General features: G+C 57.1%; 18 protein-coding genes. 2 read left to right on the top strand and 16 right to left on the bottom strand.

All coding sequences use genetic code 11. From position 1 onward, the window contains the following. Positions 1–57 precede the first annotated feature (57 nt). The 5 genes from KUA23_RS00870 to KUA23_RS00850 form a co-directional block, all read right to left on the bottom strand. The gene (locus KUA23_RS00870; protein ID WP_252993309.1) at positions 58–1,680 is read right to left on the bottom strand and encodes a vWA domain-containing protein; all 1,623 of its coding nucleotides are present in this window, start codon (positions 1,678–1,680) and stop codon (positions 58–60) included. 121 nt (positions 1,681–1,801) lie between these two features. Continuing rightward, positions 1,802–2,452, bottom strand: a complete 651-nt coding sequence (locus tag KUA23_RS00865; protein ID WP_252993308.1) for a DUF799 domain-containing protein — start codon at positions 2,450–2,452, stop codon at positions 1,802–1,804. Next, complete coding sequence (locus tag KUA23_RS00860; protein ID WP_100491775.1) at positions 2,449–2,811, bottom strand: DUF4810 domain-containing protein; 363 nt, start codon at positions 2,809–2,811, stop codon at positions 2,449–2,451. The genes KUA23_RS00865 and KUA23_RS00860 overlap by 4 nt, the downstream gene beginning before the upstream one ends. 29 nt (positions 2,812–2,840) lie before the next feature. After that, positions 2,841–3,521 (bottom strand): CsgG/HfaB family protein, encoded by a 681-nt coding sequence (locus tag KUA23_RS00855; RefSeq protein WP_078046324.1) that lies wholly within the window; start codon positions 3,519–3,521, stop codon positions 2,841–2,843. A gap of 38 nt (positions 3,522–3,559) precedes the next feature. Next, positions 3,560–4,141, bottom strand: coding sequence for a hypothetical protein (locus KUA23_RS00850; protein WP_078046323.1), 582 nt, complete (start codon positions 4,139–4,141; stop codon positions 3,560–3,562). 269 nt (positions 4,142–4,410) lie between these two features. Here KUA23_RS00850 and KUA23_RS00845 point away from each other — a divergent pair, with 269 nt between their 5' ends. Then, the gene (locus tag KUA23_RS00845) at positions 4,411–5,022 is read left to right on the top strand and encodes a hypothetical protein (protein WP_078046322.1); all 612 of its coding nucleotides are present in this window, start codon (positions 4,411–4,413) and stop codon (positions 5,020–5,022) included. Between the two features lie 16 nt (positions 5,023–5,038). After that, positions 5,039–5,626, top strand: coding sequence for a hypothetical protein (locus KUA23_RS00840; RefSeq protein ID WP_078046321.1), 588 nt, complete (start codon positions 5,039–5,041; stop codon positions 5,624–5,626). A gap of 63 nt (positions 5,627–5,689) precedes the next feature. Here the strand turns inward: KUA23_RS00840 and KUA23_RS00835 are convergent, their stop codons facing one another. The 11 genes from KUA23_RS00835 to KUA23_RS00785 all read right to left on the bottom strand — a co-directional run bounded on the left by KUA23_RS00835 (position 5,690) and on the right by KUA23_RS00785 (position 22,198). Further along, the gene (locus tag KUA23_RS00835) at positions 5,690–6,322 is read right to left on the bottom strand and encodes a hypothetical protein (protein ID WP_252993307.1); all 633 of its coding nucleotides are present in this window, start codon (positions 6,320–6,322) and stop codon (positions 5,690–5,692) included. A gap of 107 nt (positions 6,323–6,429) precedes the next feature. After that, entirely contained in the window at positions 6,430–7,218 is a 789-nt protein-coding gene (gene lepB, locus KUA23_RS00830; protein ID WP_214498282.1) for a signal peptidase I, read from the bottom strand. 89 nt (positions 7,219–7,307) lie between these two features. Continuing rightward, complete coding sequence (locus tag KUA23_RS00825; RefSeq protein ID WP_157806810.1) at positions 7,308–8,126, bottom strand: hypothetical protein; 819 nt, start codon at positions 8,124–8,126, stop codon at positions 7,308–7,310. 476 nt (positions 8,127–8,602) lie between these two features. After that, entirely contained in the window at positions 8,603–8,809 is a 207-nt protein-coding gene (locus KUA23_RS00820; protein WP_223204520.1) for a transposase, read from the bottom strand. Positions 8,810–9,184: 375 nt separating this feature from the next. Then, positions 9,185–9,580: an SMI1/KNR4 family protein gene (locus KUA23_RS00815; protein WP_078046318.1), complete on the bottom strand. Its 396-nt coding sequence runs from the start codon at positions 9,578–9,580 to the stop codon at positions 9,185–9,187. Between the two features lie 10 nt (positions 9,581–9,590). Further along, positions 9,591–11,165: an HNH endonuclease signature motif containing protein gene (locus tag KUA23_RS00810; RefSeq protein ID WP_252993306.1), complete on the bottom strand. Its 1,575-nt coding sequence runs from the start codon at positions 11,163–11,165 to the stop codon at positions 9,591–9,593. A 60-nt stretch (positions 11,166–11,225) separates the two neighbouring features. Beyond that, the gene (locus KUA23_RS00805) at positions 11,226–12,026 is read right to left on the bottom strand and encodes a hemagglutinin repeat-containing protein (protein WP_252993305.1); all 801 of its coding nucleotides are present in this window, start codon (positions 12,024–12,026) and stop codon (positions 11,226–11,228) included. A 187-nt stretch (positions 12,027–12,213) separates the two neighbouring features. Further along, positions 12,214–12,831, bottom strand: coding sequence for a hypothetical protein (locus tag KUA23_RS00800; RefSeq protein WP_252993304.1), 618 nt, complete (start codon positions 12,829–12,831; stop codon positions 12,214–12,216). A 321-nt stretch (positions 12,832–13,152) separates the two neighbouring features. After that, positions 13,153–13,599 carry a hypothetical protein gene (locus KUA23_RS00795; RefSeq protein ID WP_078046308.1) on the bottom strand — a complete coding sequence of 149 codons (447 nt, stop codon included), beginning with the start codon at positions 13,597–13,599 and terminating at the stop codon, positions 13,153–13,155. 248 nt (positions 13,600–13,847) lie between these two features. After that, positions 13,848–14,294, bottom strand: coding sequence for a hypothetical protein (locus tag KUA23_RS00790; protein ID WP_078046307.1), 447 nt, complete (start codon positions 14,292–14,294; stop codon positions 13,848–13,850). After that, complete coding sequence (locus tag KUA23_RS00785; protein WP_252993303.1) at positions 14,291–22,198, bottom strand: two-partner secretion domain-containing protein; 7,908 nt, start codon at positions 22,196–22,198, stop codon at positions 14,291–14,293. Before KUA23_RS00785 ends, KUA23_RS00790 begins: the two co-directional genes overlap by 4 nt. Between the last annotated feature and the right edge of the window lie 31 nt (positions 22,199–22,229).

Here is a 22,229-nt window from a genome sequence, read left to right as displayed (position 1 = left end):
CATTGATGCTATCGCAGGCAAGCCAGCTCCCACATTGGTTCGACGCTGCAGGCAAATTCAGTGTTTGAGGCTTTGGGCCAATTCCACCAGTTGCACGAACTCGTTACGCAAGCCGAACGGGTCATTGCCTCGGGCTGAGCGGGCCAGTGCGGCAGTGTCCTGCAGGCTCATGCTGCCAGTGTAGCGGCCATCGCCCTTGAGCTGTTGGGCGAAAGCAGCCACGGCTGCCGCGAAGCGCAGGTCATCGCTGGCATTGGTGGACTCATGACTGATGGGCCGCTCGATCAGTTGACTGTCACCACCCGCCGCAGGCTTGTAGCGTACACGCAGCATCGCCAGCTCAGCGGATTTGTCCCCGGCCACAGGTGCAGCGGCGTACCGCAAAGGCTCCAACCAGCCCTTCTCGCCTTTAGGCACAATTTCGTACAGCGCTGTGACTGTATGCCCTGCGCCAATTTCACCAGCGTCGACCTTGTCGTTGTTGAAATCCTCACGCCTCAGGGCGCGGTTTTCATAGCCCAGCAGGCGATATTCACTGACCTGCGCCGGATTGAATTCCACCTGCAACTTCACATCCCGCGCCACCACCGCCAGGGTCGAGCTGAGTTGGTCCACCAGCACTTTGCGCGCTTCGCGCAGGTTGTCGATGTAAGCGTAATTGCCGTCACCGGCGTCGGCCAATTGTTCCATCAGGTGTTCGTTGTAGTTATCCACACCGAAACCCAGGGTGGTGAGGGACACACCGCTTTTGCGCTGCTCTACCGCCATCTGTTTGAGGCTGTCGAAATCACTGATGCCCACGTTGAAATCACCGTCGGTCGCCAGCAGGATGCGGTTGATGCCGTTGTCGATAAAGCCTTCGCGGGCCATCTGGTAGGCCAGTTCGATGCCGGAAGCGCCCGCCGTGGAGCCGCCTGCGGTGAGTTGGTCAATGGCGTTGCGGATCTTCACCTTGTCTCGACCGGAAGTCGGTTTGAGCACTATCCGGGACTCACCGGCATAGACCACCAGCGAAACACGGTCCTGCTCACGCAACTGATCCACCAGCAATTTCAGCGTGCTTTTCACCAGCGGCAAGCCTTCGCGACGGTCCATGGAGCCGGACACGTCCACCAGGAACACCAGGTTGGCCGGCGCCAACTCCGCCACGGGGCGGTCGGACGCCTTGATGCCGATGCGCAGCAGTTGGGTGCGCGGGTTCCACGGTGTGGCGGCCACTTCGGTGGTCACGCCAAAGGGCGAGCCGTCGGTGGGCAACGCGTAGTGGTAGGGGAAATAGTTGACCATTTCCTCGAGTCGCACAGCGCCTTCGGGCGGCAGGCTGCCGTGGTTGAGGAAGCGTCTGACGTTGGCGTAGCTACCCGTGTCGACATCAACACTGAAGGTTGAAACCGGCGTTTCGGCCACGCGATGCACCGGGTTGTCCGGCAGGTTTGCGTATTGCTCGCGGGGTTCGCTGCGGTAGTCCATCGCCGCTGATTCCTGCATGCGCATTGGGGCGGGCATTGCCATGCGTTTGACCAAGGCGCCCTGGACCGGCGCGCTTTGCAATTCGGCGACGGGCTCAGCCGGTTTGGCCAACTCAGGGGATGAGGACAGCCCACAACCGGCCAACGCCACCACCATGGTGACGGCAAAGCCTTGGGCGGCAGGACGCAGGAAGAGCAGAGGACGGGACATGGGCTGAACCTCGTGAATGAATGATCCGTTCACAAGGTCAGACGCACGGTGCGGGATGTTCGGGTTAACCCTGATTCAAATAACACCACAGTCCAACTGTGGTGCTCTCAGAATCCGGATATCAGTCCGTACCGTACTTCGGATTACGCGGACCGTACAGGATCCCCGCACGCTGCCCCGGCGACAGCAGGCGCGCACTGGTAATACCGGCGATCGGGTGCGCCGCATCGGTGGAGCTGTTGATCACCTGCTTGACCGCCGCCGTGATCAGCATGCCGACGAGACCGCCACCGTTGTTGTTGCCTTCTTCGCTGGAAGCACGCGCCGAGCCGGTCCACAGGGTGGTGCCGGTGCGCAGGTCCACCAGTTTGGCCGAAGCCGTCACGGAGGTGTCGCTGGAGATCAGCATGTACTTGGTGCCGTACTCGGTGACGGTGATGTACAGCGCCGCGTCCGCCCCAAAGATGTCGTGCAGCTTGGTCGGCGGTACGGCCTGGATATCGTTGGCGGTGGTGAGACCGTTCTGGCGGAAGGTTTCGTCCACCAGGGCAATCGGCAATACGTAGTAGCCGGCTTCCGCCAACGGGTAGGTCACTTGCGAGACCATGCTGTAGGACGCCTGCACTTCCGGCGACTCATTGATCGGCGGCAGTACCAGGATCGACTTCGGTCGTGCCTGCTTGTACGCCGTGTAATCAATGGTCTTGGGGGCTGCGCAACCGCCGAGCAGGGCCAGGGCCAGCAAGGCGCCCGTGAGTTTCAACAGGCTCATTTAGTGGCGACTCCGGTCTTGGCGTTTTTCAGCAGAAAGTCCATGTACGAGGCGGATTCAGGGAATAGCGCCTTCTCGGTGCGGAACTCCTGCACCATCTGGTCATCCTTGCCCATGCTCAGGTACAGCATGCCCAGGTGGGCGTGATAACCCGGCGGGGCCTTGCGGCCGCTGGCGTTGATCTTCTGCAGATCGCGCTCCAGTGCCTCGACCTGTGCTTCCTTGGGCTCGCCCTTGAAGTACTCGTAAACCTGCGGCTGGTAGCTTTCCCACTGATACAGGGGTTGAGGCGCCGTATGGCACCCGGCGACCGCTGCGACTGCTGTCAGCATCAACGCCAACTTGACTGCCTTGCTCATCCTTGTACTGCTCCTTGAGGTGCTGCTGATCAGTTACGCGGGTTCCAGGCGCCGGCGTTGATGCCGTCGACGAGGCGGTTGATGGCTTCGCGCATGGCCAGGTCCAGGACCTTGCCATTGAGGGTGGAGTCGTAGCTGGCGGTGCCGCCGAAGCCGACCACTTCACGGTTGGACAGCGCGTATTCACCGGCGCCCTGGGTGGAATACACCACTTCGGACGTGCTGATGTTGACGATGTTCAGCGCGACTTTGGCGTAGGCCACCTGGGTCTTGCCACGGCCGAGAATGCCAAACAGCTGGCGGTCGCCGGTTTCCTTGCGGCCGAACTCGGTCACATCGCCGGTCACGACGTAGTCAGCACCCTTGAGTTTCTGCACGGTGCCTTTGATCGCGGCTTCCTGGGAGATTTCGCCCATGTTGTCGCGGTCCAGCACGCTGAAGCGGTTGGTCTGCTGCAGGTGGGTGATCAGGATAGTCTTGGCCTGGCCACCGAGGCGGTCAACGCCGTCGGAGAAAATGCCGCGCATGTAGCTGGAGCGGTTGTCGAACTTGCCCACGGCAATCGGCACACGCACGCCGGAATAGGCGACGTGGGCGCTGGCGACTTGTTCCACCGGCATTGCGCGGTTGCTCTCCGTGGCGCAACCGGCCACGGTCAGCAACGCTGCGGCGGTGAGGCCGGACAGCAGGATTTTGGACAGTGTTTTCACGGGGTGCTCCTGGAGTGAAAGTTTGTTCTGCAAATGAACTAGCGGGACGGAATGTTGCGTAAATCATCGACGATAAAGCGGCTCAACAGACCGGTGTAGAACGGCTCTACGTTGGCGTTGCCACTGCGGGTCAGAATCCCACCGACCGTCTTGAGGTTCTGCCAGTGCCCAACCGCGCCGGCAGGCATCAAACCTTCGCGCGCCTGGGCGAAGTGCAGGACTTCGGTATCGCCTTTCCTGACGGTGACTTTGTAGTTGAAGTCCACACCGACCAGGTACTTGTTGTCTTCGATAAGCGGGCTGACCAAACCACCCTGGGTGTCCTGAATACGCCGGGCGTAGATCACGTCCATATCCAGGATGTAGTCGGCGGATGCCTTGCTGGTGGCGTAACGCTTGGCCTTGAGCAGGCGATCGATCAGGTCGACGCCCAGTTGCTGGCGGACTTTGTCATCCGGCAAGAAGCGCTCGTTTTTACCCCGGACCTCAACGTCGAAGTTGTCGAGCCAATAGGTAGCCGTCTTGGGAATGGTCACCGGCGCCGGGGAGATGTAGTAATCCGGCTTGGAGGCACAGCCCGCCATAAGGCAGGCCGCGAGAAATACGACAAACACACGCATGTCTGAATTCGTCCCTGAAAAGTATCAAGCTTTAAACAATCGCGGCATTTTACGGAGTTGAAAGCCGTTCTCAAGCTGTTTTGGCGCCAGGATAGTGTCGTTTTAATGGCACTGGCGCATAAGCCCCTGGCGTCAGTCCCCAAGACGTTGTGTGGCAAACAAAAACAATAATGGCTCTTGCCTCATCCTGATAAATAAAATTGCGTGCTCAAGTTATGCCCGTAAAGGACGAGACAGTGGCTTGGTTCGTTCTTTTATAGGGATATTACGTGTCGAAAACCCTCCTACGGGCGACGGTGCTCTTTGCCGCGCTGTCGATGACCGGCTGTGTCTCCTACACCGTCACCGGCCCCATCGGCGCCCCGCTCCATCCGGTTTCCACTAGCAGCGCGCGCAGTGCACAAGTCGCCGATGTGACGGTGAGTGCCGCCGACGTCAACGAAGCCAACAAGACGGCCATCAGCCGATCATTGACGGCCCAGATCAACCAATACGTGCGCACGGCGGGTTATTTCAAGCAGGTCACCGAGTACCCGGTCCGCCTCGGTGAGCACGACGTCACGCTCAAATTCAACATGACTTCCCTCAAGGGCCATCGCGCCCCGCACCCGGCCTACGTCCCCGGCGCGCTGCTAACGCTGACCATTTGGATCTGGGTCAACGGCCCCATCTACGTGGACAGTTTTGACGTGGCCGGCGACCTGGTCATCGTCGATCGCGACGGCAAGGAACTGGCATCGGCGAAGGAGTCGATCACGTTCGAACACAACGTCGGGCTTTACAGCGGCCAGTATTGGGCGCCTTCGATGGGCGGCCAGCAACTGACCAAACTGATCGCGCAATTGCTCGACACCGCCACCGCCAAACTGGCGAAACCTTAGTTTCAAGGAGCAACACATGAAAGGATTGATCAAGCACAGCCTGGTACTCGCGGCGGTCCTGCTGACCGGCTGCGTGTCCTACTCGCAACACGAACTGCCAGTGGTACAGACCTGGCCACCGACCGCTCACGCCCCGGCGCAAAAACCTACCGCGTACGTGCGCACCACGGCGCAAAACCATGTCAACGGCGGCCCGGGCAATGCGGCAGTCGGCGCCCCGGTAGTGCTGTGGGAAAAGGCTGTGGCCGACACCTTCCAACAGTCCAACCGCTTTTCGCGGGTCAGCACCGACAAGGCCGACTCGGACCTCTATGTGGACGCCACACTGCACAACAATGAAGAATACAGCCCGGTTTCGGCGTTCATTACTGGCTTCACATTCTTCGTGATCCCCACTACCGCGAAAAACATTTTTACCCTTGAAACCGTGTTCAAGGACAAGGATGGCAAGGAGCTGGGCCGGGTCAAAAAGAGTGAGTCGGTGCGCACCTGGGTGCATCTGGTGCTGATCGTGGGCCTGCCGTTCCAGACTGATACGCGGGAAGTGGTCGAGACGTTGACGCGCAGCACACTGGACGAAGCAGTACAACGCAAGTTGCTGTAAACCGGCACGGGCGCACGCCGTTCTGTGTGGCAAGCGGGCTTGCCACACAGGCTATTCAAAGGGTCACTGAGGCCGGCACACGTTGTAAGCCTGGTTCTCGGCGACCTCTTCCATGTGATGACCAACGACGGTATTGAGCACCAACTGGCGCTCCGACTTCCCGGTCGGGCGGTAGGCTGGGCCCTGGGCATCGCGCTGCAACTTGAAACCGCTATTGCCCAGTTCCTTGACCAGTTGCACGCGCCTGGCCATGTCGCCATTGCCACGATGGTCGCTCGGCGAAAGGAACACGAAGCGCTCTTTTTGCAGCAGCCATACCGGCCTGTCACTGCCCTCGCTTTCGAAGATGTAGGCACAGTCCACCGATGCCACCGGGAAGCTGGCCTGGCTCACATAGTGCCCGCCCTCATACCCCACCAGCGTGACCCGGCCCGGCTGCACCACGGCAACCGCATCCTTTGTCTGGGTACCGGATTGAATGCCATAGTCCGAGTAAGCCCAACGCAAGGGGATGAACTGGGAAGGTGTCGCCCCTAGTTTCAAGTCGGCGTTGATCCGCGCCTGATCTTCGGCGCCTCGGTAGGGGACACCCTGGCAACCTGCGAGTGTTGCCAGGCAAAGGAGGATGAGCGCGGCCCGGCGTCGGCCGATGCTGGCCAGAATCGTCGGGCGTTTAGCGGTGTTATTGACGTCCATGCGGTGTCGTTCCAGGTTCAAGGTGTTTGTGTCTGTCTTGAGCGGGCGCAGATGGGCTCACACTCTTTCTCAATCGTGCCCGTGTACTTGACTGAACGTCGGAAGGCTCACGGGAATAACGTGCCGATACGTGCGCGATCATTCGAGAACCAGATCCCGGTGACCTTGCCCACCACCTCTGCAACCGGGACTTGGCCCATGAAGCGGCTGTCGTTGCTGTTGTAGCGATTGTCACCCAGCAGGTAGACGTGACCCGGTTCGACCTTTACCGGCGCCAGCGTCAATGACTCAGCGCCTTTGACCCGGTCTGCCGGTGCGTGGAAGAAGCCGAGGTTTTCGCCGTTGCGGATCAACTCGCCGTTCACGATGGCCAAGGTATCGCCGCCGATGCCCGCCACGCGCTTGATCGCTTCGGTGCCATTCCAGCGGTACACCACGATGTCGCCGACCTTGGGCGCACCGGCCTTGAGGTCGGACACGATGTAGTCGCCAATCGACACTGTGGGAGCCATCGAGCCTGTCGGCACGAAGTACGTATTGAAGCCCAGCAACGGCGCCCGAAGCACGGTCAGCAGAATCAAGGTGATCACGATCAGCACGCCAACGTAGAGCGCGTGGAACCGTTTACGCGGTACGTCCAGCGGGCCTGTATAGCGGCGTGCCAAAACGGCGGACGCAACCGCCGACGCCAGCTTCACCGCGATGATGAAGCCCAACAGCACATACAACCCGACCGGTGTTGCGATCACCCCGCAGAGGCCCATCAGGATGATACCGGTGTACAAGAGTGCCGCGACGCGGATGCCCCACTTGATGCGATCGACGTACACCAGGCCCCAGCCAGCTACCAGGCAGGACATGAGGAAGGCTTGGAGGGAGAGTTTTACAGGTTTCATTGATCATCCTTGATTAGGCCATCGGGCGCGCATGTTACTGCGTGGCTCCCCATTGCACGTAACCTTTAACCACTACGAATCAGCCAAGTTCAATAGCCTCCGGCATCCAGATCCGCAATGGACAACCAATAGTCGACAACGTTATCAAAGCGTTCATCACCGGCCCGAGCCTGCAATTCCACCAGTGCCTGGCGTGCATCGGCGATGGACCAGCCAGTGGAGTTCAAGGTCAGCCATGCGCAGTCAAGGCGCCCCGCTTGCATATAAGCCTCGAACAACGGCTTTTTCTCGCGTTCAGGATCAAACCACGCGGGCAATTCCACGCCTTTGGGCACCGGCATGTGCTCGTCGACAACGTCAAAATAGCAGCTGCTTTCCCACCAATCAGGGGCTGGGGCGGACGGGTTCGGGAAGTTTCCGGTGTAACGCGTTACGCCGTCAGCAACACTGGCCAGTGGCGTCAACGTCTTGAACGGTTCGACGTTGGCGAAGCCTTTGGGGTCGTCGCCACTTTTCAACGATTGCGCATCCAATGCGCCCAGGCAATCAAGCCCCACCGCCTTGGCGAACTGCTCAAGTTCGGGCGTGACACCCTCCTCAAGACTCATGGACATCATGGCGAGCACGGCCATCAGTTGCTCAGGCGTGCGGGCGATCTCGACGGTCATTCGGTCGCTGCCAACGTACATTTTTACGAAGGTGGGTTCACGATCAACAAACCAGTGCTTCCAGTACCCAATATAGGTAGGCCGAGATCCGTCACTCCATATCGGGATCAGCGCAGGTGGAAACCCATACCACTCGGCAGGGGCCTGCAGCGTGCAAATGGGCGGGTCGATGCTTCCATCGGCGCAGGCCACCAACGCGTGGGGTAACCCCAGCGCTTCCAATGCTGTTTTAACGTTCATGCCTTCACCGTTTTGGCGCCAGGGGCGTCGACCATTCGGGGATCTCTATTCGGTGCAACGGAGAAATAGGCCCCACCCAGATGTTAGAGGTCGCGCTCGTTTGTTGGTGTATCAGTTGATGAGCCTCGCGCGAAGGTACGGGCACAAGATGGCGAGGGTCAACGATCTGCGTTGGGAAATCTGTCTTGCCGAAGTTCCAATGGTGAATAGGATTCGGCTCGTTGCACGGTACTGCTACCTAACTCTCTATAGACCGCATGTGGGCTTAAAAAGCTTGATGGCTCGCCCTGTGCATTTGCCCTGTAGCTGGTCCAGCGATAGTCGCCCGGATGAGCAACCATGCCCGCTCTAACCGGATTCATTTCGATATATCGATAGCAAGCTAAAACATAGTTGTCTTTTTGAACCAGACAGGAGCGGAAACGTCCTTCCCACAACGTGCCCGTTCGTTGATAGGTTCGATTGATGTATTGAACTTAGCGCTGCCCCAGCCCTTTCATAAGTAGACCAGCACCTGCGAAGCAGGTGGGAGTCAACAACAAGTGAACGTGATTTGTCATCAAGCACATTGCGTGAATTTCACAGCCATACAATTCAGCAAGCAGGTCTAATTTATCAACGTAAAAAATATAGTCTTCGTCTGAATAAAAACACTCAGATCGGTTGTTTCCCCGCTGAATCATGTGCAACGGGATATCCGGCAGTATAACTCTAGGGCGGCGAGCCATATAAACCCCCAAATGAATAAGAGCTTACAGCTTAGCCGCCCATCACCAGGCCAACAAAATCGAACAATTACAAAAAATGAATCATATTTTAAAAGAGCAATTCTGCTGAACTCTAAAAAGCGCAAAACCGTGGTCTGACCACTATATTTTCCCAATTCCTTATAACAATCATGAGGCGTTATAAGTGCTGAAGGTTCCAGCTGTGCATTTGCTCGGGGGAAATAGGGGAAATAGGGGTCAGACCAGCAATATACATAAGTGCACTAATCGTGGTCCGCCCCCTATTTTCCTCCCCTATTTTCCTTTCTATTTCCCTGACCCCTATTCCCCTCAACTCAGTAAACCATATAAAAAACAAGAAAATTCATCAGACAACTTTCTAATATTCATATCCGATGAGTCCACTTCGACTACAGACCAGTTGTCGTTTGTATCGAAGCCGAAGCATCGGCCCTGCATATCATCTCCGAAAAATCGAATATCCCGAAAAGCGTTAGCAGTACCTGCATCAAAAATCTCTTCAGCCTCTAAAAAGCCGCTGTAAAGCATGATACCTGCATAGTCAATTTCTCCAGCACCAAAGTCTTTTAAGAATGCCAGATAATCTTCGGGAACATTTTGAAAACTGTCTCTTATCGCACGTAAAACTGCATCATCCACAGCGTCTAACCCATCCAATAAATGCTCATCTTTCTTCTCTCGCATCAAAACTTCAAAGTTCTCCATCAGAGCCTCTCTATTTTTTATCTGAGAAAATTTCTCGCGCTACGCTCCCCGCGCGATGGATTCCACCTTGGTGCTGATCCGGGAATCTAGCAGGGTGCATGTTCCACCATTCATTAGGCCCCCCAAAGCTATTTTCAATAATATGATGTGCATCGAAAGGTTGCCCCGCCTTTCGTGACACTGTAAGCCCATTCTTAGCAAGAACGTCCTCAGTATAGCGCGGCCACATTTGGCCTGTATTAGCCTCCCATTGACTGATTAAGTCATTCTTCACTTTATTGAACTGCTTCCTATTAATATCAGACAGCTCCGGAGAAAGCTTGGTGAATTCTTGCTCGCGCAAAATGTTGGCGAGGTTAGCACGTTGTTCATCTGTCACTTTAAATCCGGTCTGCGCTTCGAGATCTTTAAGATAACGACGAGCCTGACTCGACAGTTCAGTGAAACCTTTCGCACCCTGGGCTAAAAACTCACCCGACTCCTCCGTGGCCAACTTCTTTTTCGCCAAGGCAGCGGCAATGACCTCTGAAATCTTCCCACCCAAGCGCACACCGGCAAGAGAAAGCAGCGCATCATCCAACGCCGTGACCGGTTCAGCCGATTTCCTGGCGAGTACCAACAGCCTCGACATCGCGTCTTTTGAAGCCAAGTCGTTGGTCGAGACGTTAATGATTTCCGTCGCATGAGCATCTGCCTGCTCCCGACCGTACTGAGCCCATTTGTCAGCCAAGGGCAATTCGCCATAAAGGCCTTTGCCCAGACCATTAAACAGGCTCGTGTCTACAAACTGCTCTTTGGTGGAGTTGAACGCATAAACCGCAGAGCCATTGGCGATAATTGCGGTGCCGTCTTTCCACGTTAATGGAATTTTCTGGTCCGCCAATTCCTGAATAGCGCCTCTGGCAATCGCCAAATCACGATCAAGCCAATCCCGCGTCGGGTCGTTGCCCCAGTTTTTTTCCAGTGCATCCAAACGCGCGTTTTCTACGGCATCGACCTTGGATCCTGCCGCCATACGTAGCAAGTCTTCCCACAAAGCATCCGACTTGGGCTTGCCCTGTGTTTTCTCTAACTCTTCAGCTTTCTTCTTGAGTAGTGGCACCTCTTGGGTCAGGTGAAGTTGGCGATTGAATACTTCGACGCCGTAACCTGTCCCACTCCCGACAGCCGCGCCGCCGATACCATTCCCGGCACCTGCTCCAGCGCCTATCCCGGTCGCTACCAACGCGGCGATGTTGTCCTGGCTGGCCTCAGATAATTTGCTGTTTTCCAGCGCCTTTGCAATCGAGGGCATCAACGCAGCAGAAGCACCAGCCCCCAACGCGCCACTTTCCACACTGCCGCTGGACAACCCCATGGCGGCACCTGCCAACGCGTGCAACATGACGCGTGCTGCTCCACCTTCTGCCCATGCGGCTCGGGTGGCCGCGTCCGATTTCGGGTTCAGGGATTGCGCCTCAGCGTAATCACCCACTCGCTTGAAGATCTCGCTAGACGCAGTATTGGCGACGATACCGACTGTCGTACCGACGGGCGCGCCACCAAGGCCCGCGGCGATCAGTCCCGTCGCGATATCGGCCATCATTTTCTTGTCGCCGCCGAACTGCCAACGCTTGGCTTCCGAATGGAAATAGGGGTCAGACCACTATTCTCCGAGGTCGAGGGTGAAGCCGTTTTGCTCGCCAATATTGAAGCTGGCACCAATAGCGGTTTTACTTTTCGACCCTTCGTTTTTGCGGTCGGTGGTGTTTTGTGCGCTTTGCATCAACACATCGTTTTTGGCTAACAACAAGGTGTTGGCGGCTCTCAAGCTGCTGCCAGTGATCTGGATATCACCCTGAGTTCCCGTCGCAGCGCCCGTGGCAACGATCGACAAGTCTTGCCCTGCGTTGAGCGTGCTCTGCTTGGCGGTGACGCTGTTGTATTCGCTGCTGTTCTTGCTGCGATTATTAGCCAGTTCAGTACCGATCTTGATCAGCGAACCGTTGCCGGGCGTGCCGCCGGTTTTGTTTTTAAAGCCGGAGCTTTGCGCATTGGCGTCCGAGGCCTGGCCGTTCAGGTTGTAAGCGGCGAGGGCCGCCTGGGCGATTTTGACTGCCTTGAGTCGTGGGTCATCAGCACTACGGGCCGCTTTGACCGCGTCGCGCATGCTGGTGGCGGTGTCCACCACCGAGCCCGCGATCACCCGTCCTACCGCCAAACTCTTGGAACTGTCCTTACTGGTCTGACTGGCCGTCTCCATCCCCGAAGTAACGGTGACATTCGCCCCACTCAACTTCATGTTCTTGGTGCTCACCAGATCACTGGCCACCACCTTCAACTCACGCCCCGCCGTCAACGACACATTGCCCGCGCTCGAACCAATGGTACTGCCGGTCAAGGTCATTTCATTGGCGGTGCCGTTGCGCTTCGAGCTGTTGATGTACAGCTTCTGGTTGCCGGTCATGTCATCCAGACCGAGCTTGTTGCCGGTAGGGAAATAGGGGTCAGGGAAATAGGGGTCAGACCACCATTAATGTAACCGTGGTCTGACCCCTATTTTCGGAAACCATTACGTGCGCCACGCAACCAAGAGAAATTCGCCCCGCTTATTTGGGGGCTTTATAAAAATGTGGCCTGACCCCGATTACCCCTTACTTCATGAAACTTGATGAGTGAAGAATCCAGAAATCCATATCATGGATCACCCAGTATTTATTTTCAGTTGAAATTAATTTATCAAAATCACTGGATGCCTTCGCATCCCATCTCAAAGGAGCGTAATCCTCATGAGCTCTATCCCAATCAGTGTGTCGCAGCACCTTATTATCAAGATCAATAAAGAATTTCGGAAGCCTCATTCTCAAATTATCAAGTTCATCCGACCGCCCCTCCGCGTCATTGGACAAAATAGCTTCGATATGTCGATAAATCTCAAAGAGATGTTCCGGAGAATATCCAAAACAGAAAAAGTCCCGCATTTCCTCAACAGAAAACTCAATCAAACTTGCAGCTTCTAGATACCGAGAAAAGGTATTGACATCCAGCACAGGGATGCCACCTCTAAAATTAGCTACTACATCATCATAAAGATCCGCGTCCATTTCACCAGCATCTATATAGGCTTTGTACTCCACCCCAACATCGATGCAATAGTTTTCTTTATCATCAACAACATAATAATATTTGCCACTTACAACAAACATGGCCACATCTTTTCGCCCTTCAAAAATATCATGAAGTACATCATTTAAGTCATTTTCCAAATTCATCAAAAAACTCCTTGCTCGTTATCACTCTAGCTTTTGAAGAACTCTGCTCTATCAATCTATCCCAAACTTTTTTAAAAACGGGGACGTAGAAAAACGGGGACGGATTTATTTAGGTTTGGCGCTGGTCGGTACTAAATAAATCTGTCCCCTTTTCTCGAAACTCAAACAAAAAGGGTGTCTGGCCCCGATCACCCACTCGAGATGCTCGTCCATACTGATGTGGATGTTGCTGTAAAATTCGCATCATTAGCCGCTGGTTTACCGTTACCGACTAACTTTGTTTCACCAGACGGCGAGCCGCTCGCAGGTCCTTTTGAACCATCAACTTACCCAGGAAATGTGATTTCCATCTAAGTAATATAGTCCCTCAAGCCTTCCTGAAATTTCAGGCAGCTCGAGAAGGGAATCTGAAATATATGAGAAAGGAAGTCCGTTCCTTAGCTCTTGAGCTCTTGCAGAGTAGTCTGCCCAAGAAGGTTCAACCATCCCATTCCATAATGTAACAAACGAGCCATCTTCAAGAAGAATGACAGGCTTTAAGTACTCAACTTCCCCACCGCCATCCCAGTACAGATAGCCCAAGTAACTAGAACCATCTCCCCCAACAAAACTAGCGCGAACGATTATTTGAGCGTCAGTACAAGTTTCCTTATCAATGAGAGGGCGAACTGTTAACTCATCTTCCGCAGACTCATCCATAGGAAAGTACCAAACACCACAACAAGCAAGATCATCAATAGCTAGTTCATATATCTGTTTATCAGTCATGCTTGCATACCTATTTAATCAGGTGCTTTATTGACTCAAACAATTCGGGCCGTCCTATACCGCCATAGGCTTTCTGCAACGCTGAGCTTATTTGACCAGAAGTATACGTAGCCGGCTTAACGCCTACCAGGGGAGACAAACATGAAATAGGGGTCAGGCCACCAATATACACTGGTGCACTAATCGTGGTCTGACCCCTATTTTTCCAAGAATGCGCCGGATATTAGGCAAAGCAAAAGACCTACTGATTAAGACTTTGGCAAACCCGAAAGTACTGCTTTAAAAATTTGAGTTCCATCATCAACGGCTGATGATGCTTCATATATTGCTTCGGCTGCTGCCATAAGCGAGTTCTCTCCACCAGCTAAGGACAGCGCCGATACAGCGCGAGCTTGGCTAAACAGCTGAAGGCCTTCTACATTTAAGTTTTGCCCTTCGTCCAGACTGTCTTGCAAGTCAAAATACTTCTCATCCAACTGTGCAGCTAAAGCATCTAGCTCAGAAATCTGATCAGTCGTAAGTTTATTACCAGATCTTAGTTGCCTAAGAGACTCGACAACAATAGGCACTTCCACTGGACAGGCCTGAAAAGCAAGTTCGCAAGCCACTTTTACAGCACTTCTTCGTTGCTCCTCACTGACTAACTTAAGCTTTTCTACAAGGCCTTTCTCAACCGTCTCTAAACGCATAATCATTGTTTAGCCTTTGGCAGTGGTTTTAATGGCGTTGACACATTGGCCCCTGTCGGTTCAATTACGTTCTGACATGATGCACAGACAGGGCGTGTGGCACCGATATCAACAACTTTCAATCCGTTGGCATTGGCATAGCTGACAATATCCGCTTCTGCGTGGCCTGTACCAACAACTACTTTCTCACCTTCTTGCAAACTCACTCCAGGACGAAGATAGCCACGAGGTTCACTTGTACTGACTAGAACAGAGCGAACACCATTCGTATCCTCTACTACCGCAACCCCCATAGTTATTCGGCCTTGAGAATTCGCAGGTATTTGTGACTGAATTTCACTTACACGATTTTGGACAAGGTTCGATGGGTTTTCGTAGGCAAGATCTCGCTCTAGAGATGTACCTGCACCTTTTGCATCAAGAGCGCTACCTTTTGCAGTCTCGACATTCCGCGCTGCTGCCGCAGCATCTGCAGTAGCAGCTACCTCCTTCGCTGCAAGCCTGCCAAATCCTCCCACACCTAACGCCGTACCGCCAGCCGTCGCGGCACCAAAGGGCAACTCAACTGCTGTTAATGTCAGTTCGGTACAAACTACTGGGTTCATCCCACAGGCATTTAACAGTGCTGGACCAAGCAGCATGGCTCCTGCCACCGTTCCGGCTACAACTGCACCACCCGCCACCGTATAAGCAAGGTTTTCACGACGCTCATCATACATTTGCACCGAGCACGCTTGCGCGCTCAGTCCTGCACAGTTTCGCTCCTTGTAGCGCTCATTTTCAGCCTTGATGCGCTCTTCAGCCTTTTGTTCAAGTGTCTTACCCTCAGCTAACGCACTTGCAATATCACCCAGCGAGTTGTTCTCAACCGCATTGTTGCCAGCCTTTGCACCGGCAATTGCACCGCTCAGGTCACCTCCTGCAAGCCCGCCTGCCAACCCCGACGCCAATGTCGAAAGCGCCGATACGGTCTGTCTCTGCTCCTCGCTCAAATTCTCAGTTTTAATATCCGGATACAACCGCGCCGCAATTAACTCCCCCGTACCAGCTCCCGCGGCACCGGCACCCGCCGAGTTCCCTTGGGCCTGTGCAACCACAGCACCCAATACCACGTGGGCCATGATTCGGGCGGTATCGTTGCCCTGCGTTGATTGCTTGATGAGGTTTGCCAGATAGGGTGCCGACGCACCCGCAAGGGCAGAGCCGATGTCACCCCCTGCCAGTCCTTGCAAAGCTGCCGTCACCGCTTGAGCGGCACGTTGATAATCGCCCCCCGTTCCGTACGGCTGCATCACCGTACGGGTCACCTGTGCGGCGATCTGTTCATCCGTTGGCCGGGTATTGCCCTCCCTGATCAGCTTGTCTCGCGCAGCTGCTATCGCTTCCGGATCTTTTTGAGCGTTGGCCGCGTTGATGGCGCCTTGAGTGCGAACGATGTCCGACGCCTGAGTGCCAATATCAGCAATCAACTGCACTTGCCGCAGGCGCTTCTGCTCTTTCTCCTTATCGAAGATAGGGCTGATGCTGCCGTTGGCGTGTTCGACATCGTGGCTCAGCGTTGCAACGTCCTGCTGCTGTTTGGCAGGGTCGCGGATGTCGAGGGTGCCGTTGGAAATGGCCGATGACGTGGTACCGCTGTCGCTGTCGCCATGGTTGAATGCGACCAGCGTGCCACTCGGCATATTGCTGATGAAACCTTCAACGCCATTGTTGCCACTGCTGACGCTGGCGCTCTGCAACTGGCTTGTATAGTCGGCTTTGTTCTTCAAAACGCTCCAGCCAAGGGTGCCGGTGCTCAGGCGGTTTTTGTCCGGAGTTGCAGTGCTGGCGATCACGCTGCCATCGAGTTGCGTGTGGTTGCCCACATCAATCTGGTAGCCGCCCTTACCGCCGAACAGGCCAGTTTGCTCCTGCACACTTTTATAGTTGGAGTCGATCTTGCTTTTGCTGACGCTGAGCGAGCCGCTACCCGTCATGGTGCCAATCGTGAAACTCGCGCCGCCGCTGACATCTGTTTGCTTGGACTTGTAGTCGTCGGTGTCTTGCAGACTTTGCAGCGTCAGATCGCGACCGACTGTGGCTTTAATCTGATCTGCACTGACCTGTGCGCCTTTAAGGACGGTGTCGCGCCCACTGATCAGGCTGACTTGCTTGCCAGCATCCAATGTCGTTTCTGTCCAAGTTGTACCGGTGCCTTTCTCGTTGCCGCTGCCCTTATTCGCATTGGCGAAGATGCTCAGGCCAGCACCACTGGAACCGAACCCAAGGCTGACGCCTATGGCACCACCGCCACTGCTGTTCTTGCCATCAAGCTTTTGTGTGTTGGCGGCTGCTTCCAGGCGGATATCACGCTCTGCTGCCAACAGCATTTCATTACCGGCCTGGAGCTTGCTGCCCTGGACACGGATGTCCCCGTCTGCGCCAGGCGTGCCGTTACCGGCGGCTACAATGCTGAGGTTATTGCCGCTGGTGAGGCTGCTGCCTTGGTTTGCTGTCTGCTCCTGGGTCTGTTTGGAGCTGGATTTTTGCGAGCCGAGCGAGATGGCGATGCCTACAAACTGCCCAGCGTTAGCGCTGGTCATGCCGCCATTCTGCTGTGCCGCCTGCCACGCCTGCACACCCGTCAAACCCGCCTTCACACCTTGCAGCGCCGAGAGGCGGCCGTCGTCCTCATTCTTGGCTTGTTTGGCGGTCTTGTAAGCGGAGTCCACCGCGCTACCCACAGTGCCGGATAACGCCAGGGTCAAACCACTGGTTTTGCTTTTGGCCGTCTGTTCGCTGCGATTGTTATTTTCGGACGCCAGGATGCTGACATTTTGCCCAATAAGGCTGATGTCCTTACCGGCAACCACGTCAGAGCCGCGAATGGTCAGGTCTTTACTAGCCTGGACGTCCACACTGCCCAGCACACTCCCGATGTTGCTGGCCCGGGTGGTCTCGGTGCTGCTGGTGAAGGTGTTTTGGTTGCTGCTTGAGCCCAAGGTAACGCCGATCCCACCAGAGCTCATCAAACCCGATTTTTTAGTCGAGGAGGAATGGCTTTGTCCGAAGGTTTCCGTCGCCCCGTCAATCACCACATTGCGCCCGGCAATCAGGCTGGTGGCATTGGTGGAAACCACGTCACTGGCGGTTGTGCCGATGTCCCGCCCGGCGCGCGCAACGACGGTGTCAGCACTGATGGAAGAACCCTGCTGGCTGATCTGGTTACTACTATCGATGCGCGTCTTCTGGCTGCTGGACAGCAACCCGCTGCTGGTTTTGGTTTTGCGGTAATAGCTGTAGTCGCTGTCTTGCACGGCGTTCAGCGCAAGGTCGTTGCCAGCGTACAGGTAAGCTTCCTTACCGGCGCTCGCGCGGCTGGCGCTGACGAGGAGGTCGTTGCCTGCACTCAAGGAAAGGTTGTCACCGGCCACCAACGATGTGCCCACTTGTTGGACATGATCTTCCCGGCTCGTAACCTTCTTCGAATTAGATGCCGAGTGTTGCTCGTTCGCGACCGAACCGAGACTCAAATTACCCGTAGCCGCCATCGCTAAATTGCGTTTGGCATTAACCTGGCTGGCCACGGCGCTGATGTCGCGCCCGCCAATCACATGCAGGTCGCGGCCTGCCTCGACCACCGAGCCTTGCTGGGCGATGGTGGTGAAGCTGGAACGATTGCCGATGGCGCCGCTGTCGAGGCTTTTTGAAGCGGTGATGTTGACGTCGCCCGCCGTCTTGACTGTGGTGTCGGCACCGCTCTTGAGCACGCCGCCGACGTTGTTGACGTTGCCACCGGCTTGCATGGCCAGATCGTTGGCCGATTCGATGCGCGCGGCGCTGTTGACGAAGTCGCTGCGTTCGGTACGGTAGCTACTGGCGCTTTCGTGGGTGGTGACGCTGCGTTCGTTGAGCAGGTCGGCGCCGGCGGCGAGGTTGACGTTGCCCGCGCTGATCACACCGCCTGCGCGGTTGCTAAGGTTGTTGCCGGCCAGCAGGTCGAGACGGCCAGCGGCCTCCATCAAGCCGCTGTTGGTGAGGTTGCCGCCGACGTTCGCCAGCAGGTTGCCGGTGGCACGCAAGGTGCCGGCGTTGTTGAGGTTGCTGCCGGTGATCAGGTTGACGTCCGTGCCGGAAATCAACGCGCCGTTGGGTGCCAGGCGGTTGTTCGCCTGGGCCAGGTACAACACCGGCACCAGCACTTGTTGCCCGGCGACGGTGGCGTTTTCCAGCCAGACGATGTCGTGGGTCAGGGCCGCGACCTGTTCGGCGGTGAGGCTTACGCCCACCGACAGGTTAAGCGCGGTTTTGCTGCCGATGGCGTTGTCCATCAGGTGCTTGAACAGGTCGGCGTCGCTGGTCTGGCCGTCGATGAAACGCTGGCCGGTACGGGCGAGTACGGCTTGCTGGATCAGGCGCTGTTCGTAGAAACCATCGCCCAGGCGCTTTTGCGCGGTGTCGGGGTCATAGCCGAGCTTGGTCAGCATGTAGTCCGAGCCCAGGAACTTGCGCATAGCCGTGAACAGCGGGTTGGTTTCGATCAGGTATTTATGCGGGCTGGCCGCGAACTGGCTGGTGGGCAGGCCTTTGGCGCCATCGCTGTCGTTGAGGTGGAACAGGCCGTTCTGGCCGGTGGGCAGGTCGAAGCCGGGCAGGCGCAGTGGGTTGACCTGTTGCTGGGCCACGTCCGGTGGCAGTTGCGCGTTGAGGCTGACCAGGGTCGAGTAGCCTGGCGCATTGGTGTTGGCGCCGCTGCCGACGTAGGTGTAGCCACCTCGCACGACACTGTTGTCGATGCCGGCCTGGGCCTTCACGTCTACGCTGCCGCCGGCCTGGATGACGGCGGCGTAGCTCTGGTCGGGCGCCATCAACTGGGTGGTCTTGCGCAGCTTGTCCTTCTCGCCCTCCATCTTGCCAATGAACGACGCCAGGCCGGCTTCGACGCCGGTCATGTCCTGGCCCGCCGAATAGCGCTGGGTGAACGCAGCGGCTTCACGGTACCAGCCTCCAGGCTTGCGCTCGCGGGCGGAGGTAAAGACGCGGTCATACTGGGTATCGTGGGTCACGACGCCGACGTTGGTGAGTTGGTTGACGATGGCCGTGAGGTTGCCACCGGCGGCGATGCTACTGCTGCTGTTGAGCAGCTCGCCGCCAGTGAGCAGCATGTTGCCGCCCGAGGTGATGCTGGACGCTGCCGTGGCATCACTGACGATGAAGTGATCACGCTGGGTGATCTGGAACGGCCGGTTCTGCTTGCCGCCTTCGCAGTCGCCACCGGTCACCCCGTCGATACAGGCGATGGGCGTGATGGAGGCACTGTAGATGCCGGACTCGGTGGTGAGCACAGTACGGATGTTCTGGATCGTGCTGGCGGCCAGGACCAGGTTGCGCTCGCTCTCGATGGTGCCCGAGCTGTTGATGATGCTGGTGGCCAAGCCGCCCTGGCCGTCGCGGTCGACGCGCAGGTTACCCATGGCGTAGATCGTGGCGCCGAGGTTTTTCAGGCGCTCGACCTTGAGGTTCAGGTCGCCGCCACTGAAGATCAGGCCGTGGTCGTTGAGCAGGTTGCCCACCGAAAGATCCAGGCTGCCCTGGCTGGCGACGCTGCCGCCCACGATCCAGTCCTTGCCGCTGCCGACCAGGGCGCGGGTGCCGAGCAGTTTGCCGGTGGCGGTCTGTTGCAGGTTATCCACGTTGACGGTCAGGCGCCCGGCCTGGATCGCGGTGCTGTTGGTCCAATTGACTTTGTCGAAGGTCAGGTCGCCGTTGGTGACCAGGCTGCCACCCACGTCATCGAGGCTGATGCCACTGAGGTCGAGCACCCCGGTGCCCACATGCAACACCTTGCCACCGGTGTTCTGGAAGCGATTGGCGGCGAGGCTCAATTGGTCGTTGGCGGTCTCCAGGCTGCCGCTGTTGTTGAGCAGGCCACCGATGGCGTAGCGGGTCTTGCCGCTGGCGCCCAAGGCACGCATTTGCCCGCTGTTGTTCAGGCTGGCGGTCTCGACATCAAGGGCCGTGGCGCTTTCGATCAGGCCTCGGTTATTCAATGCGCCTTCCAGGCTGATGTCGATCCGGTTGCCGGCGATCTCGCCGCCGTTATCCACATTCATACCGGTCAGGTGCACGCGATCGCGAGCAAACAACGCGCCGCTGCCGTTGTTGAAGTCAGTGGCGTCGATCTGCGCATCACCGCCCTTGGCGGCGATGCGGCCACCGTTGTTGTCGAGGGTGCCGGCGGTGATGGTCACGCCAGCGTTTTCACTGTGGATCAGGCCGTTGCCGCTGTTTTGCAACAGGCCGCTGGTGGTCAGGGTCAGGCCAGCGTTGGCGGCCAGGGTGCCGGTGTTACGGTTGTCGATGCTGTTGGCAAATACCGTCAGCAAGCCCTGGCTGGCGAGCTTGCCGCCCTGGTTGTCAACGTGAGCGGCGCGCTGGATCAGCAGCGGCCCGGCGCTGGCCAGCTTGCCGTTGCGGTTGATCAGGTCGCCGATCAAATCCAGGGTGATCGCCCCGCCGGCGGTCAGGCTACCGGTGCTGTTATCCAGGGTATTGCCGTTGAGGGTGAACGCACCGGTGCTGTCGATGATGCCGCCCTGGCTGTTGTCCAGCAGGCCGCTGACGTTGAGGGTTTGTGCACCGTCGCTGAGCAGGCGACCTTTGTTGCGGTTGTCGACGCTGGCGGCGGTGACGTTCAGCGCCTGCTTGGCGCTCAAGGTAGCGCCCTGGTTATCCAGGCTTTGCGCGGTGGCGGTGAGGTTGCGATTGGCGATCACCGTGCCGGTGTTGGTGAGGTGCTGGCTGTCGAGGGTGACGTCGCCACCGGCATTGCGGGTGTTGTCGGCGTTGACCCCGGCTTCGACGATGCCGCTGTTGGTCAACTGGCCATTGCTGGCCAGGGTGATGCTGTCGCGCGCGGCGAGGGTCTTGCTGTTTTTCAGGGTGCCCTTGGTCTGTGCCTTGAGGGTGGTGCCCGCGTACACCGCGCCCTTGGTCTCCAGACTCGCGGCCTTGATGTCCACCGCACCGCTGGCGGCGGCCTGGGCCATGCTCAGGTGGCCGTTGGCGTCGAGCTGAATATCACCACCACTGGCGGCCAGTGTGCCGTCGAGCTTCACCCCCACACCGGCTTCGGTGCCCACCAGTTTGATCGCACCGGCATACATGCCGCCCAGGGCCGACGAGTCGATGGCCAGTTCCGGCTTGGTGCTGCCGTCGTCGGCGCGCGCGGTGGTTTTCAGGCTTTGGGCGTCGACGTCATTGCGCCCGGCGATCACCGTGAGTTGTTTCGCGTTGATCTGCGCATTGATCTTGGCCGAACGCGTGATGATCTCGAAGTGGTCGACGTTGCTCGCGTTCAGGCCTTTGCCATCGATGGTCACGGCGCCGCCGTCGACTTGGTAGCTTTTCAGTTGCCCGGCCTGATCGATCACCGGTTTACCGGTGGTCAGGGTGACGTTGGGGGTGTTGATGAACCCGCAACCGTTGCAGCTGATGCCGTAGGGGTTGGCGACGATGACCTTGGCCGACTGGCCCGCCACTTCGGTGTAGCCGCGCAATTGGCTGGGGCTACCACCTTTGACTTCGTTGAGGATGACATTCGCCGCGCCGCCCTTGAGGTTCGGGTTGCCGACAATGATCCCGCCCAGTTGCGTGCTTTGCACAATGCTGTTGGCGTTGTTGAGGATCACGCCGTTGGGGCCGACGTTGTAGTCCTTGAACTGGTTATGGGACAGGCCGCTGCCATTGGGCGTGGCGATATTCACCACCGGCACGCCGTTGCCCGCCTGGCCGACCGTGGTGCCCGGGCCACTGACCACGATACCGTCGGCCTGGGCCAGCAATGGCTGCCAGAACAGCGCGTTGGCCAGGATCAAGGCCAGGCCGCGTTGGCTCAGGGTTTTCAGGGCAGTAACGGGGCGAACGTCCATATTCAAAATCTCAAAGGCTGCGGGCGTTGAA

This window comes from Pseudomonas pergaminensis (assembly GCF_024112395.2).
GTDB lineage: Bacteria > Pseudomonadota > Gammaproteobacteria > Pseudomonadales > Pseudomonadaceae > Aquipseudomonas > Aquipseudomonas pergaminensis.
Note: the sequence above shows the minus strand (reverse complement) of the source record. Positions and strands in the feature narration are given on the sequence as shown.